This window comes from Mesorhizobium sp. W067 (genome assembly GCF_054719525.1).
Genome location: NZ_JBTTII010000001.1, coordinates 5,759,422 through 5,772,708, shown reverse-complemented (window position 1 = coordinate 5,772,708; position 13,287 = coordinate 5,759,422). Strand labels below are relative to the sequence as shown.

The window sequence follows — 13,287 nt, the reverse complement described above, 5'->3', positions numbered from 1 at the left end:
GGCACCAATTGCGCCCGCCACCTCACGCAGCCTTCCGCTGGGCTCTCGCTTTGCCTATCCGGCGCTCGCGTTGGGGTTGAGGCGCTACGACCTGGTTTGACGGCCTCCATGCCGATGCCTTGATGTCGAAGCGCGGTAGCTTCTTGATTTCCCTCGCGAGGGCGCTGGGCGGCCAATCGCCATACCCTTCGCGCGCATCTTGGGCACCACTGCCAAGCATGTAATCCCGAGCCTGCTTGTCCATGTCATGGGCACGCGTAAGCGACGTGAACAGGTGCCGCCAAGCGTGGTTGGGTTTGCCGCCCGGTGCGGGTATGCCCAGTTCCTCTGTGATCCAATTTCCGACCCGGACGCCCGCCTCTGCCGACCGGGGCTTGCCTGTCAGCTTGGTGAGGTCGGCCTCATTGGGATAGGGAACATAGAAGGCGGGACCGTCGCCCACCTCCCTGAACATATCCAACAAGCCCAGCTCTACGAGGTGCGGATGAATGGCTGTCATCCACGCCCTGCCGCTCTTTGTTGAGCCGGCCTGGGGCGAAATGAGCAAATAGGGTGTGTCGCCATCCGCCTGGACGTCCACGCCGCGAAGCTGAGTGATCTCCGTCACCCGCAACCCTGTGTAAGCGCAAATCCATGGCACCCAGAAGAGCGCACGCCTGTGGGGCGTTGAGATGTCCTTAGACGTGCCGTCAAATGTGGCGTTGAGAATAGCCTTGGCCTCCTCCAAGCCGTAGCCCTTCTTGCCCGGCGTAGGGCCGTCCCTGCGATCTCGAATGTCGCTGGCAACGTTTGTCGATAGGCCGAACTCCCTGACCGCATGGGTGAGGACCGCGCTCAACGCTGCAAGGGCCTTGCCGTTGACCTTCGATGGCGATAGCCCCTCGGCTATCAATTCGTCACGCCACTTCCGAACGTCCTCATTCGTCACGTCCTGAGCACTCCGGTGCCCGCTGCTCTTGACGAATTTGGCGAGGTCCCGCGCGTAGTCGCTCTTGGTCTTCTCCTTGAGGCTCTGTGTCGCGAACTTGTGGTCCAGTAGGGCGAATAGGTCCAGGTCTCCCGCTGCTCGTGGGGCTGGCTTGGCTTCACCGTGCTCGGTCTCCCAGTTGGGGAACCGCTTCCGCGCCTCATCGGGCGAATAGTCGCCTTCGGCCTTTCGGAGAGTGGTCTCAGCCGCAAGCTGGATTGCCTTGGACGCCGCATGGACGACGCGAGTCCGACTGAAGGGATCGGTGTTGACGCCCTGCTCAGTGAACAACTCGTCGACCGTGGGGCCGAACCAACTGTCCAACTCCCCGCGCTCTTCCTTGCTTTTGTTTAACCGGAGGACCTGTTTCCAAATCCCCTCCTCGCCCGGCTCACTATCCATCATGTCGACCAACCGGGCGTAGAGGATGCCGGAAAGCGCTTGGACTTGTTTGTTGGAAAGCGGCCGAGGCCCTTCCCTGAACCGCTGCCAGAAGTCATGGAGTGCAGCGTCAGCCTCCCGGTAGCGCCTCTTGGCTTCTGCGGGGTCTTTCGTATCGAGGCTAACCTTGACGATTTCCCCCGCTTTGACCGTTCTTACCGTGTCGCCAACGGGAATGGCCACTCGTCCATCCAGTGGTAAGTTCTTCAAATCGGAAGGTGCGCGTTGCCGAAGGTAATAGACGCCAGTCTTTTTGTGCTGCCAAGGTCCAGGCATTCTCAAGCTCATGTGTACCACCCCTGTGTACCAGACAGGCGGCAAAAAGACCAAGAAAGTCAGATAGTTGTTCCCAATCAATGGGATAGACTGGTGCTGCGAGAGAGGATTGAACTCTCGACCTCTCCCTTACCAAGGGAGTGCTCTACCACTGAGCTACCGCAGCCGCTGATGGCGGGGCTTCTGCCATATAGAACCGGCAAGCGCAAGGCGTCTGTGAACGGCTTTGCCAGACAAGTTTCGCTGACACGGCGGCGCCACAATGCTAGCTATCCCTTGAACGGCAGGCCCTGCCAGTCGCGGGCGGGACGGAACGATGGACGAGAAGACAATTCCACCGAAAAAGGCTGATCCGGAAAAAAAGGACGGGACTGACCGCAAGGACCGTCTGGCCGAGCAGCTGCGCGCCAATCTCATGAAGCGCAAGACGCAAGCGCGTTCGCGGCGCACCGGTGACGCTGACCAGCGCCCGGAAGGCCTGGCGGCTGCTGAAAAAATGCACAAGGACTGACCGATATCAGCCACACTGGCCGGCCAACTTGGCCAACGGGCTCAGGAATCTTGAACCAAGCCGGCCAATGGTCTAGACGGGCCGATACTCAAACTGACGAAAACCGGCCTTTCGGGCCGAGGGGACATTTCTCTCATGGATCGCATCAGAATTGTCGGCGGCAACAAGCTCGCCGGAAGCATTCCGATTTCGGGCGCGAAAAACGCTGCTTTGCCGCTGATGATCGCCTCGCTGCTCACCGACGACACGCTGACGCTGGAAAACGTGCCGCATCTGGCCGATGTCGAGCAGCTGATCCGCATTCTCGGCAATCACGGCGTCGACTATTCGGTCAACGGCCGCCGCGAGAAGCAGAATGAGGGCTATTCGCGCACCATCAACTTCTCGGCCCGCAACATCGTCGACACGACCGCGCCTTACGAGCTGGTGTCGAAGATGCGGGCATCGTTCTGGGTGATCGGCCCGCTGCTGGCCCGCATGGGCGAGGCGAAAGTGTCGCTTCCCGGCGGTTGCGCCATCGGCACGCGGCCGGTCGACCTGTTCCTTGAAGGCCTGCAGGCGCTGGGCGCCGACATCGATGTCGACACTGGCTATGTGCTGGCCAAGACCAGGAACGGCCGCCTCGTCGGCAATCGCTATGTGTTCCCGAAAGTCTCCGTCGGCGCCACCCATGTGCTGATGATGGCGGCGGCGCTCGCCAAGGGCGAGACGGTGCTGGAAAACGCCGCCTGCGAGCCCGAAATCGTCAACCTCGCCGAATGCCTCAACGCCATGGGCGCAAAAATTTCCGGCGCCGGCACTCCAACCATCACCATCGATGGCGTCGAATCGCTGTCGGGCGCGCGAGTGCGCGTCATCCCCGACCGCATCGAGACCGGGACCTATGCCATGGCTGTGGCCATGACCGGCGGCGATGTCGTGCTCGAAGGCGCCCGCCCCGAGCTGCTACAGACCGCGTTGGATGTGATTGCCCAGACCGGTACCGAGATCACGCCGACCAATTCCGGCATTCGCGTCCGGCGCAACGGCGCCGGCATTTCGCCGGTCGACGTAACGACGGCGCCGTTCCCGGCCTTCCCGACCGATCTGCAGGCGCAGTTCATGGGCCTGATGACCATGGCCAAAGGCAAGTCGCGCATCACCGAGACCATCTTTGAAAACCGCTTCATGCATGTGCAGGAACTGGCCCGGCTCGGCGCCCACATCACGCTGTCCGGCCAAACGGCGATCGTCGACGGCGTCTCCAAGCTGAAGGGCGCGCCCGTGATGGCGACCGATCTGCGCGCCTCGGTGTCGCTGGTCATCGCCGGTCTGGCGGCCGAAGGCGAAACGACGGTCAACCGCGTCTACCACCTCGACCGCGGTTTTGAGCGGCTGGAAGAAAAGCTCTCCAATTGCGGCGCGGTGATCGAGCGGATTTCGGCTTGACCGCACGGCAGTTGCTTCAGACAGACAGGCGTCTGGTGCTGCCTTCATTCGCTACCAACACTTCAAACCCGAGGCCCTAGCCTCGGGTTGAGTTTGTGTCGCGGTTGCACGGACCGGAAAGACCGCCTAACAGAAGGCTGAAACCAACTTTCAGGTGTGCATTCGGCATGGCAGCCCTCAAACTCGTTGCGCTCGACGATCAGGATCTGAGCATCGTCTCGGCTCACGTCCAGGACGCCGTGATGAAGGTCTCGGATCTCGAATACCTGCCTTCGGCCAAGCGTTTCATATTGACCATGAACCGCTTCGTCTGGGAGGCGAAGTCCGGGCTGTTCAGCCAGCACAATGAGCGGCGCCAGGCGGTGTTGCATTTCGACCGCGTGCTCGGCGCCAAGACCAGCGGCATTGCCCGCGATCGGCCGACCGAGGTGCTGTCGCTTCTGGCAATCAGCTTTATCGAAATCAGCAAGCCGGCCGGCATCGTCGAATTGGTCTTTTCCGGCGGCGGCGCGATCATGCTCGACGTCGAATGCATCGAGGCGCGGCTTGCCGACATAGGCGGCGCCTGGGAAGCCACCTCGCGTCCGGTGCACAGGGTCTAGAGCATGATCCCCAAAAGTGGGTGCCGGTTTTTGTTGGACAAAACGGGAATCGTTTGTCCAGAGATCTTGCTCCAACAAAGGGTTAGATCGTGATGAGATTTCAACCAAGTCTCATCACGATCTAGACGCAGCCGATGGCCATTACGCTTATCCAGTCCGATGCCGGTTTCGAGCAGCGTTTCGCCGCCTTCCTGACCACCAAGCGGGAGGTATCGGAAGACGTTGACACTGCCGTGCGCGCCATCATTGCGCGGGTTCGTGCCGAGGGCGACGCTGCCCTGGTCGACTACACGCTGAAATTCGACAAGGCCGACCTCAATAGCCTCGGCATTGCCGTGTCGAAGGACGACATCGCGCAGGCCTACAAAGACGCCGATCCGCAGACGGTCGATGCGCTCAAGTTCGCGCGCGACCGCATCCGATCCCATCACGAGCGACAAATGCCCAAGGACGATCGCTATACCGATGCCGCCGGGGTCGAGTTGGGTTCGCGCTGGACGGCGATCGAGGCGGTCGGGCTCTATGTGCCGGGCGGCACGGCAAGCTATCCAAGCTCGGTGCTGATGAACGCCGTGCCGGCCAGGGTGGCGGGCGTCGAGCGCATCGTCATCGTCGTGCCGGCGCCGGGCGGCATCATCAATCCGCTGGTGCTGGTGGCAGCCGATATATCAGGCGTTTCGGAGATTTACCGCGTCGGCGGCGCGCAGGCGATTGCCGCCCTTGCCTATGGCACGCAGACGATCCGGCCGGTCGCCAAGATCGTCGGACCGGGCAATGCCTATGTCGCCGCCGCCAAGCGCCAGGTGTTCGGCACGGTCGGCATCGACATGATTGCCGGACCGTCTGAAGTGCTGGTGGTGGCCGACGGCAGCAACGATCCCGACTGGATCGCCGCCGATCTTCTGGCGCAGGCCGAGCACGACGTGTCGGCGCAGTCGATCCTCATCACCGACGATCCGGCCTTCGGCAAGGCCGTCGAACAGGCGGTCGAGCGGCAGCTGCAGAACCTGTCGCGCGCCGAGACGGCGGCTGCCAGCTGGCGCGATTTCGGTGCGGTGATCCTGGTGGAGACCATCGAGGCCGCGCTGCCGCTGGTCGACCGCATCGCCGCGGAACATGTCGAGCTTGCTATCGACGATGCCGAAGGCTTCCTGGCCAGGATGCGCAATGCGGGTGCTGTGTTTCTGGGACGCCATACGCCCGAAGTCATCGGCGACTATGTCGGCGGCTCCAACCACGTGCTGCCGACGGCGCGTTCGGCGCGCTTCTCTTCGGGCCTGTCGGTGCTCGATTTCGTCAAGCGCACCTCGATCCTGAAGCTCGGGCCGGAGCAGCTGAGAGCACTTGCGCCGGCGGCGATTGCGCTGGCCAAGGCGGAAGGCCTCGACGCGCATGGCCGCTCCGTCGCCATCCGGCTGAACATGTAGGCGGCGATGGCGGACGGCGATCAAACCCGCGCAAGGCTGATCGATGTCGAGCTCGACGAGTCGATCGGCCGTTCGACGCCCGATGTCGAACATGAGCGCGCGGTGGCGATCTTCGACCTGATCGAAGAAAACAGCTTTCAGCCGGTCAATGATGACGGCGCCGGGCCTTATCGGCTGAAGCTCTCGCTGGCCGAATCCCGGCTGGTGTTTGCGGTCGCCCGCGAGGATGGTGCTGATGTCGTCACCCATATCCTGTCGCTGACGCCGCTCAGGCGCATCGTCAAGGACTACTACCTGATCTGCGAAAGCTATTACGACGCCATCCGCTCTTCGACACCGAGCCATATCGAGGCGATCGACATGGGCCGGCGCGGCCTGCACAATGAAGGCTCGCAGACGTTGATGGACCGGCTGGCCGGCAAGATCGACATCGACTTCGACACGGCGCGGCGGCTGTTCACGCTGGTCTGCGTGCTGCACTGGCGAGGTTAGACCTGACTGGGGCGCCCCGCTCGATCCTGTTCTTGTGCGGCATGAACGCCGTGCGCTCACCGATGGCCGAGCAGCTGGCGCGGCGCATGCTGCCGCCGGCCACTTTCGTCGCCTCTGCCGGCGTGCACAGGGGCGAGCGCGATCCGTTCGTCGACGCGGTGCTGGCCGAAGAGGGCCTGACGCTGGGCGAGCGCCAGCCGCGCTCGATGGACGATCTCGAGGACGATTATTTCGACCTGATCGTCACCCTGGCGCCGGAAGCCCACCACGCCGCGCTCGAACTCACCCGCTCGCTTGCCGTCGACGTCGAATACTGGCCGATGCCGGATCCGACCGATGTCGGCGGCAGGCGCGAGCAGATCATGGCCAGCTATCGCGACGTGAGAGAACGGCTGAAAGCGCGCATCAGCCGACGTTTTCTGCTTCCGGAGGTAAAAAACGCGGCGGATTGATGCATGTCGCTCAAAAGCGGTCCCGGTTTTGAGACAACGACATGCATAAAACGAAACCTTGGAGCGCGTCGCATATGACGCGATCTAAGCGTGTTCACAAGCGCACGATTATCATATAGGTTCCGCCGAAATTCCGGCCTGGGCGCTCCAGGGCGCCGGAACTGCAATCCAAGCAAAGGTATCGAATGCCGAAGGAAGAAGTCCTCGAGTTTCCGGGTGTCGTGACGGAATTGTTGCCCAACGCGATGTTCCGGGTGAAGCTCGAAAACGAACACGAGATCATCGCCCATACGGCTGGCCGCATGCGCAAGAACCGCATCCGTGTGCTGACCGGCGACAAGGTCCTGGTCGAGATGACGCCCTATGACCTGACCAAGGGCCGCATCACCTACCGTTTCAAGTAACAGTCCGGCGCGAACCGCGATGAGCATCCTGCAGAAGCTCGTGCTTGCCTCTGGTTCGCCGCGCCGGATCGAACTGTTGCAACAGGCCGGCATCGAGCCGGACCGCGTGCTGCCAGCCGATGTCGACGAAACGCCGCTGCGCGCCGAACATCCGCGCTCGCTGGCCAAGCGGCTGTCGAAGGAAAAGGCCGAGAAGGCGCTGGCCTCGCTGAAAAGCGAGGAAGACTATGCGCCAAGTTTCGTGCTGGCCGCCGATACGGTGGTCGCGGTCGGACGCCGCATCCTGCCCAAGGCCGAGACGCTGGACGACGCCGCCAATTGCCTTGGACTGCTTTCGGGCCGTTCGCACCGGGTCTATTCCGGCATCTGCCTGATTACGCCGGGCGGCAAGCTGCGCCAAAGGCTGGTTGAATCCAGGGTACGCTTCAAGCGGCTTCCACGCGAGGAGATCGACGCCTATGTCGCCTCCGGCGAATGGCGCGGCAAGGCCGGCGGCTATGCCGTCCAGGGTCTCGCCGGTTCGTTCGTCGTCAAGCTGGTCGGCTCCTACACCAACATTGTCGGCCTGCCGCTCTACGAGACGGTGGCGCTGCTTTCGGGCGAAGGCTTCAAGGTCCACACCAGCTGGCATACCGCGCGGCCATGAGCCTGGACGATAAGGTCACACCACTGCGCCCGAAGCGCCCCTGCCCCGAATGCGGCAAGCCGTCGGCGCGCGAGACCTATCCGTTCTGCTCTAAGCGCTGCAAGGACATCGACCTCAACCGCTGGCTGAAGGGCGCCTATGTCATCACCGCGCGGGATGACGAGGACGAGAGCGACGAGCCGAAGTAGGGTTTGGGCGGTGCCGGCCGCGCAATTCCACTTCGCCGACCTTACGCAATTGCTGCTTTGCCGGCGTCGGTATTGTCTGCGACAATTGCCCCGGAAAATCAGCGCTTAGGCGCTGGACAGGCCGGATTCCCGTGCTATAACCCACGCGCTTTCAAGGGGTGCCCCACGGCGCTTTCCTGAAATCCGGTCAGGCGATGTCTCGTTTGCCGGCGAGGCCCAGATAGCTCAGTTGGTAGAGCAGCGGACTGAAAATCCGCGTGTCGGTGGTTCGAATCCGCCTCTGGGCACCAGTTTTCTCTGAACATCAAGGGCTTGACTTCCTGGCGCCGCACCGACGGATTCCTGATTTCGGCCTGCCGGCTGTGCCGGCAAGCCTGCGCAACCAAGTTATGAACTTTCGGGGCGCACGGTCTCCACGCGCAGCGAGCCGGCTGGAAGCGGCTGCAGCAGTTCGGCTTCCGGCTTCGTCAGACTGAGCCAAGCCGCCCAATCGCCGGGCCGAAGCACCACGACCTGCCGACTGTGATAGGGCGCAATATCCGGTCCAAGCTCGGTTGTCAGCATGGTGAAGGTTGGCGGCTTGTTGCCGGCAGCTTCACGCCAAAGCCCTGCGATGGCCATGAACGGCGAGCCGTTGAGCGTGAAGCGATGCTTTGCCTTCGGATACTTCGTGCCCGTGAACTCGAAGAAGGCGGATGCCGGCACGAGGCAGCGTTTGCTGCCGGCGAATTGCCGGCCTTCGGAGCGGAAGTTGAACACTGGTCCGCCTTTCGGGCCGGCCGGCGGAAATCCAAACGTCATCGACGTCAGTTCAACAACGCCAGTGTCGCCGGCGGCGCGCATGATCGGGGCTGGATCGTTGATATGGATGTCATCAACCCGCGGCAGGTCAAGTTCGGTCTGATGGGTCGGGATCTCGAGTGCCAGCGACTCCAGCATCCGGCAATATTCAGCCCAGAGAATATGCTGCTCATAGTCGTTGCACATGGAAGGCTCCCGACCGGTCTGCCAGTTTACCTCACGCCAAACAAAGAGGCGATGGACCGCTCAACCCTCGCGGTCGCGCTCGAGCAGTATATCGGCCTCGATCGCCGCGTTGACGAAGGCGGCGCGGGCATAGCGCGCCTCTTGAAGGCCTTCCAGAACGCCAAGGCAGGCTTTGCGGGCGGCGACGTGATAGCCGCCTGTCTTCACGGGCCATCGGTTCATGAGGATGTCAGCGGCCTGCGCGACACGCTCCACCTTGTAGATCGTGTTTCTGGACCTGCCGAGCGCCACGCGAACCGGCTCATCGAAATGCTGATCTTGCATGCTTCCCCTCCCGAACGCGATCGCGAGTCAATTCGGGGGAGGCAAGTTCGGTTCCACGGGAGCGATTTGCCAACGCAATAAACCCGCCTTCTGAAATCACTTTGCGCGCATCGGCCAAATGGCGGATTTGATTTGCTTGGTGATCCCCTCTCCCTGGGGCAAACTGCCTGCCGGGGCTGCAGGAGGAGAAATGCGAGCACGCGCAGCTACGATCGGCGATCTCGAAAGTGTCTTCCGTGATCTGTCCACGCGGATGTCGGACGAGTATGTGGCCGCCGGCAAGGACAGCAAGGTCGCCTACGACAATCTGATGATGAATTTGAAGGAAGGCCGGGCGCACGCGCTGGTCGACGGCGACAAGACGGTGGCGATCGTCGCCTGGCACGAAAACAGCGACGCCGCCGACACGCTGTTTGCCGCGCAGGAGGGTTTCTTCAGCGCCGCGACGGTCCGCTTCTGCAGGCGCCACATCCGCCACATTCAGGCGCTGGCCGGCAACCTGCCCATCCACTCGCGCAGCTGGCTGCAGCGGGCCGACGTCGGCAAATGGTTCCGTGTCATCGGTTATGTCGAACGCGGCCGGGAGAACGGCGCCACTGTGTTCGAATTGCCGCCGGCACGGGGAGCGTCAGCTGCGCGGGCTGCCTAGGGCTGCGCACCCACGGATGCCATCACGGAAAAGCCCCCCGCCAAGATGGCGATGGGCCAATATCGCCTGCAATGGCCTCATATCGGGGGCTCAGATGTCGGGGCTCAGATATCGGACTGATCCAGCGCCTCGAAAATCACCCGTTCCAGCGGACCGAGATCCTCTTCGATCTCGCTGACCTCAAGGCCTAAATGCCGAGCATCCAGGGCAGCTCGCGTGGTTAGGGTTCGAGCCGTTGCCTTGTCGGCAGGCAGTTCGCCCGGCAGGTGCTCGTGGATCCAGCCCTGCAGGAAATCAACGCCGCGCTCGCTCATCGATTTATCCCTTCCGTTATCTGGGGGATCATTCCCCCAGAATGACCCCAGAAGCGACGATCTGAGCCGTCAGGCTGGTGAGCCTGCCTCGCTTCACGAGCGTCGGCTTTTGGTAGATTTTCTTCATGGCGGTGCCTTTCGCGACAAATCGCTCGTCGGCAACAACGTCCGTCGCGGGGCAGCGTTCCATGGCGGGCTGTTGAGCCCGACCCCCTGACACATCGTATTTGAGAACAGCCCCGCTCCCGCGACCCGTGATGTTGGTGCCGCGGCAGGTTGCGAAGCCAATGCGGGGCGTGGCATTTGTCGATGCCGATCATTGGGATGGCAAGCAGGACATGGCACGGCCACCAGACATCGCCCAACACCAGGCCCCGAGCGCAGGCGTCAGCCTGAACCGGGCGCTTTCCAAACTCGGCCTGTGTTCGCGCAAGCAGGCCGAGCTGCTGATCGCCGAAGGGCGCGTGCAGGTTGGCGGCAAGGTGGTGCGCGATCCGTCGCTGCGTGTCGATCTCGGCCGCGACCGCATCGCTGTCGACGGCGAGCAGATCGTCGGCGAGGCAAAAGTCTACCTGATGATCAATAAGCCGCGCGGACAGGTCACCACGCGCGATGACCCGCAGGATCGTGGCACCGTCTATGACTGCCTGGTGGAACTGGAGTTGCCTTTCGTGTCGCCGGTCGGCCGCCTCGACAAGGCCAGCGAAGGCCTGTTGCTGATGACCAACGACACGCGCTGGGCCAACCGCCTGCTCGATCCGGCCTCGCATGTCGCCAAGACCTATCATGTCCAGATCGGCACCGCGCCCGACGAAGCGATGCTGGCGCGCTTTCGCGACGGAGCGATCGTCGACGGCGAACTGCTGACCGCAAGTTCGATCGAACTGCTGCGCAGCGGCGGCCGCACTGCCTGGCTGGAAATCGTGCTCGACGAGGGCCGCAACCGCCAGATCCGCCGCCTGCTCCGGGCATTCGACATCGAGGTGCTGAGGCTGGTTCGGGTGGCGATCGGCGGTTTGCAGCTCGGCGAGCTCGCCAAGGGCAAGGCGCGGCATCTGACATCGGAGGAATTGGCGGTGCTCGCGCGTTAAGAGGCAGGCTTGCCGCGAAACCCTACTTCTGGTTCCACCTGCGTATCACCGGCTCGCTCAGATCGTGCTCATAGCCGAGGATGCTGAGGCTCGCGGTATCAAGTACGAAGTGCGCACCGCCTTCGGGTGGCAGACCGAGCCAGCGCGCGGCCAGCACGCGCAGGAAATGCGAGCTTGAAAACACCAGCACATTGCCCTCGATTGCCCGCAGCCCGGCGATGATCCTGTCGGCCCTGGCGCCAACATCCGCTACCGACTCGCCGTCGGGACAGCCGTCACGGAACAATTGCCAGCCGGGGCGCTGCACAAGAATCTCCTTGGTCTTAACGCCCTCATAGGCGCCATAGTCCCATTCCTGCAGGTCGTCCTTCTTGACGGCAGCAGCGCCGAAGCCGGCAAGCGTGCAGGTGCTGAAGGCGCGCTGCGACGGGCTCGACCACACCGCCTGGAAGGACAGATCCTTGAGCCGGTCCGCCACGCCGCGAGCCGCCGCCTCGCCCTTTGGCGTCAACGGTATGTCGGTGCGGCCGGTGTGTTTTCCCGAAGCGCTCCACTCCGTCTCGCCGTGACGGACCAGATAGATCTCGGGGTATGCACTGCTCATTCGCCGGCCTTTCGGTTGAAAACCGCCGACATCCTAGCCGGGAAGCTTTGGCCAACACCAGCCGCCATGCGCGCCAAAACAAAAGGCCGCAACGGGCGAACCGGCTGCGGCCTTGTGGCGAACGTCTGCGTTCAGTAATCAGGCGGGCTGCAGATCGCCCGACAGCGCCAGGTCGGCTTCCTCGGACAATGTGCCGGCCATGGCGGCGGCGAACTTGGTCTGGTCGAGTTCGCCTTCCCAGCGCGCCACAACGATCGTCGCCACTGCATTGCCGACGAAATTGGTCAGCGCTCGGCATTCCGACATGAAGCGGTCGACGCCGAGGATCAGTGCCATGCCGGCAACGGGTACCGTAGGCACGACAGAGAGCGTGGCGGCCAGCGTGATAAAGCCGGCGCCGGTGATGCCGGCGGCACCCTTGGAGCTCAGCATGGCAACCAGCAGCAGCAGGATCTGGTCGCCATAGGTGAGCGGCGTGTCGGTCGCCTGGGCGATGAACAGCGCCGCCAGCGTCATGTAGATGTTGGTGCCGTCGAGGTTGAAGGAGTAGCCGGTCGGGATGACCAGGCCGACCACCGAGCGGTTGCAGCCGGCGCGCTCCATCTTGGCCATCAGGCCGGGAAGAGCGGCTTCCGAGGACGAGGTGCCGAGCACCAGCAGCAGCTCTTCCTTGATGTAGCGGATCAAGGCGAGGATCGAGAAGCCGTTGTACCAAGCGACAGCGCCGAGCACGACCAGCACGAAGAGCAGCGACGTCAGGTAGAAGGTGCCGATCAGAAAGGCGAGGTTGGCAATCGCGCCGATGCCGTATTTGCCGACGGTGAAGGCCATGGCGCCGAAGGCGCCGATGGGGGCGGCCTTCATCAGGATGGCGACCAGGCGGAAGATAGGCGAGGTCAGCGCCTGCAGGAAATCGACGACCAGGCGGCCGCGCTCGCCGACCAGAGCGAGAGAGATGCCGAACAGCACCGAGAAGAACAGCACTTGCAGAATGTCGCCTTGCGCGAAGGCGCCGGTGATGGTGTCGGGGATGATGTTGAGCAGGAAGCCGACGATGGTCGTGTCATGCGCCTTCTCGGTGAAGGTGGCGACCTTCGAGGGGTCGAGCGTCGCCGCATTGATGTGCATGCCGGCGCCCGGTTGGACGACGTTGGAGACGACCATGCCGACGACCAGCGCCAGGGTCGAAAAGACCAGGAAATAGATCATCGCCTTGCCGGCGACGCGGCCAACCTTTTTCAGGTCGGAGACGCCGGCAATGCCTGTGGTCACCGTCAGGAAGATGACCGGCGCGATCACCATCTTGACCAGCTTGATGAAGGCATCGCCGAGCGGCTTCAGCGAAGCACCGAGTTCGGGATAGAAATGACCGAGCAGCACGCCGGCGGCGATCGCCGTCAGGACCTGCACGTAGAGATGACGGTAAAAGGGTAGCTTGCCGCGCGGTTCGGCGGCAGCGAATGCTGGCTGCATGACGTCCTCCA

The 13,287-nt window shown here is 62.8% G+C and carries 18 protein-coding genes and 2 tRNA genes; 12 read left to right on the top strand and 8 right to left on the bottom strand.

Annotated elements, in window-relative coordinates; translation table 11 throughout:
* Positions 1-22 precede the first annotated feature (22 nt).
* Positions 23-1,696 carry a DUF6538 domain-containing protein gene (locus tag ACYG97_RS28080; RefSeq protein ID WP_023732386.1) on the bottom strand — a complete coding sequence of 558 codons (1,674 nt, stop codon included), beginning with the start codon at positions 1,694-1,696 and terminating at the stop codon, positions 23-25.
* Positions 1,697-1,775: 79 nt separating this feature from the next.
* Positions 1,776-1,850: transfer RNA gene (locus tag ACYG97_RS28075), tRNA-Thr, on the bottom strand.
* A gap of 150 nt (positions 1,851-2,000) precedes the next feature.
* Here ACYG97_RS28075 and ACYG97_RS28070 point away from each other — a divergent pair.
* From ACYG97_RS28070 to ACYG97_RS28025, 10 genes are all read left to right on the top strand, one after another.
* Positions 2,001-2,195, top strand: a complete 195-nt coding sequence (locus ACYG97_RS28070) for a hypothetical protein (RefSeq protein ID WP_023732387.1) — start codon at positions 2,001-2,003, stop codon at positions 2,193-2,195.
* 135 nt (positions 2,196-2,330) lie between these two features.
* Positions 2,331-3,623, top strand: a complete 1,293-nt coding sequence (gene murA, locus ACYG97_RS28065; protein WP_023732388.1) for a UDP-N-acetylglucosamine 1-carboxyvinyltransferase — start codon at positions 2,331-2,333, stop codon at positions 3,621-3,623.
* A 167-nt stretch (positions 3,624-3,790) separates the two neighbouring features.
* Positions 3,791-4,225 carry a DUF2948 family protein gene (locus tag ACYG97_RS28060; RefSeq protein ID WP_023732389.1) on the top strand — a complete coding sequence of 145 codons (435 nt, stop codon included), beginning with the start codon at positions 3,791-3,793 and terminating at the stop codon, positions 4,223-4,225.
* Positions 4,226-4,359: 134 nt separating this feature from the next.
* The gene (gene hisD, locus ACYG97_RS28055) at positions 4,360-5,652 is read left to right on the top strand and encodes a histidinol dehydrogenase (RefSeq protein WP_023732390.1); all 1,293 of its coding nucleotides are present in this window, start codon (positions 4,360-4,362) and stop codon (positions 5,650-5,652) included.
* 6 nt (positions 5,653-5,658) lie between these two features.
* Positions 5,659-6,144 carry a UPF0262 family protein gene (locus ACYG97_RS28050; protein ID WP_023669283.1) on the top strand — a complete coding sequence of 162 codons (486 nt, stop codon included), beginning with the start codon at positions 5,659-5,661 and terminating at the stop codon, positions 6,142-6,144.
* Positions 6,132-6,596, top strand: coding sequence for an arsenate-mycothiol transferase ArsC (locus tag ACYG97_RS28045; protein WP_084023671.1), 465 nt, complete (start codon positions 6,132-6,134; stop codon positions 6,594-6,596). Before ACYG97_RS28050 ends, ACYG97_RS28045 begins: the two co-directional genes overlap by 13 nt.
* 185 nt (positions 6,597-6,781) lie before the next feature.
* Positions 6,782-7,000, top strand: a complete 219-nt coding sequence (gene infA, locus ACYG97_RS28040) for a translation initiation factor IF-1 (RefSeq protein WP_006200926.1) — start codon at positions 6,782-6,784, stop codon at positions 6,998-7,000.
* A 19-nt stretch (positions 7,001-7,019) separates the two neighbouring features.
* The gene (locus tag ACYG97_RS28035) at positions 7,020-7,646 is read left to right on the top strand and encodes a Maf-like protein (protein WP_023681911.1); all 627 of its coding nucleotides are present in this window, start codon (positions 7,020-7,022) and stop codon (positions 7,644-7,646) included.
* Positions 7,643-7,834: a DNA gyrase inhibitor YacG gene (gene yacG / locus ACYG97_RS28030; protein ID WP_023669280.1), complete on the top strand. Its 192-nt coding sequence runs from the start codon at positions 7,643-7,645 to the stop codon at positions 7,832-7,834. Before ACYG97_RS28035 ends, yacG begins: the two co-directional genes overlap by 4 nt.
* A gap of 214 nt (positions 7,835-8,048) precedes the next feature.
* A tRNA-Phe gene (locus ACYG97_RS28025) sits at positions 8,049-8,124 on the top strand.
* A 97-nt stretch (positions 8,125-8,221) separates the two neighbouring features.
* Here the strand turns inward: ACYG97_RS28025 and ACYG97_RS28020 are convergent.
* Complete coding sequence (locus tag ACYG97_RS28020) at positions 8,222-8,821, bottom strand: SOS response-associated peptidase (RefSeq protein ID WP_023732391.1); 600 nt, start codon at positions 8,819-8,821, stop codon at positions 8,222-8,224.
* Positions 8,822-8,881: 60 nt separating this feature from the next.
* The gene (locus ACYG97_RS28015; protein WP_023681913.1) at positions 8,882-9,145 is read right to left on the bottom strand and encodes a DUF982 domain-containing protein; all 264 of its coding nucleotides are present in this window, start codon (positions 9,143-9,145) and stop codon (positions 8,882-8,884) included.
* Positions 9,146-9,335: 190 nt separating this feature from the next.
* Here ACYG97_RS28015 and ACYG97_RS28010 point away from each other — a divergent pair, with 190 nt between their 5' ends.
* Positions 9,336-9,794, top strand: a complete 459-nt coding sequence (locus tag ACYG97_RS28010) for a hypothetical protein (protein ID WP_023696662.1) — start codon at positions 9,336-9,338, stop codon at positions 9,792-9,794.
* A 104-nt stretch (positions 9,795-9,898) separates the two neighbouring features.
* Here the strand turns inward: ACYG97_RS28010 and ACYG97_RS28005 are convergent, their stop codons facing one another.
* Positions 9,899-10,108, bottom strand: coding sequence for a DUF768 domain-containing protein (locus ACYG97_RS28005; protein WP_023732392.1), 210 nt, complete (start codon positions 10,106-10,108; stop codon positions 9,899-9,901).
* A 28-nt stretch (positions 10,109-10,136) separates the two neighbouring features.
* Positions 10,137-10,298 (bottom strand): hypothetical protein, encoded by a 162-nt coding sequence (locus tag ACYG97_RS28000; RefSeq protein ID WP_023669672.1) that lies wholly within the window; start codon positions 10,296-10,298, stop codon positions 10,137-10,139.
* A gap of 148 nt (positions 10,299-10,446) precedes the next feature.
* Between ACYG97_RS28000 and ACYG97_RS27995 the strand changes: the two genes are divergently transcribed.
* Positions 10,447-11,199: a pseudouridine synthase gene (locus ACYG97_RS27995; RefSeq protein ID WP_023732393.1), complete on the top strand. Its 753-nt coding sequence runs from the start codon at positions 10,447-10,449 to the stop codon at positions 11,197-11,199.
* A gap of 22 nt (positions 11,200-11,221) precedes the next feature.
* On the opposite strand, the gene ACYG97_RS27990 is transcribed toward ACYG97_RS27995, so the two are convergent.
* A complete protein-coding gene (locus ACYG97_RS27990; protein ID WP_023703410.1) occupies positions 11,222-11,803 on the bottom strand; it encodes a histidine phosphatase family protein in 582 nt (193 codons plus the stop codon).
* 138 nt (positions 11,804-11,941) lie between these two features.
* Positions 11,942-13,276 carry a dicarboxylate/amino acid:cation symporter gene (locus tag ACYG97_RS27985; protein WP_023732394.1) on the bottom strand — a complete coding sequence of 445 codons (1,335 nt, stop codon included), beginning with the start codon at positions 13,274-13,276 and terminating at the stop codon, positions 11,942-11,944.
* Positions 13,277-13,287 lie beyond the last annotated feature (11 nt).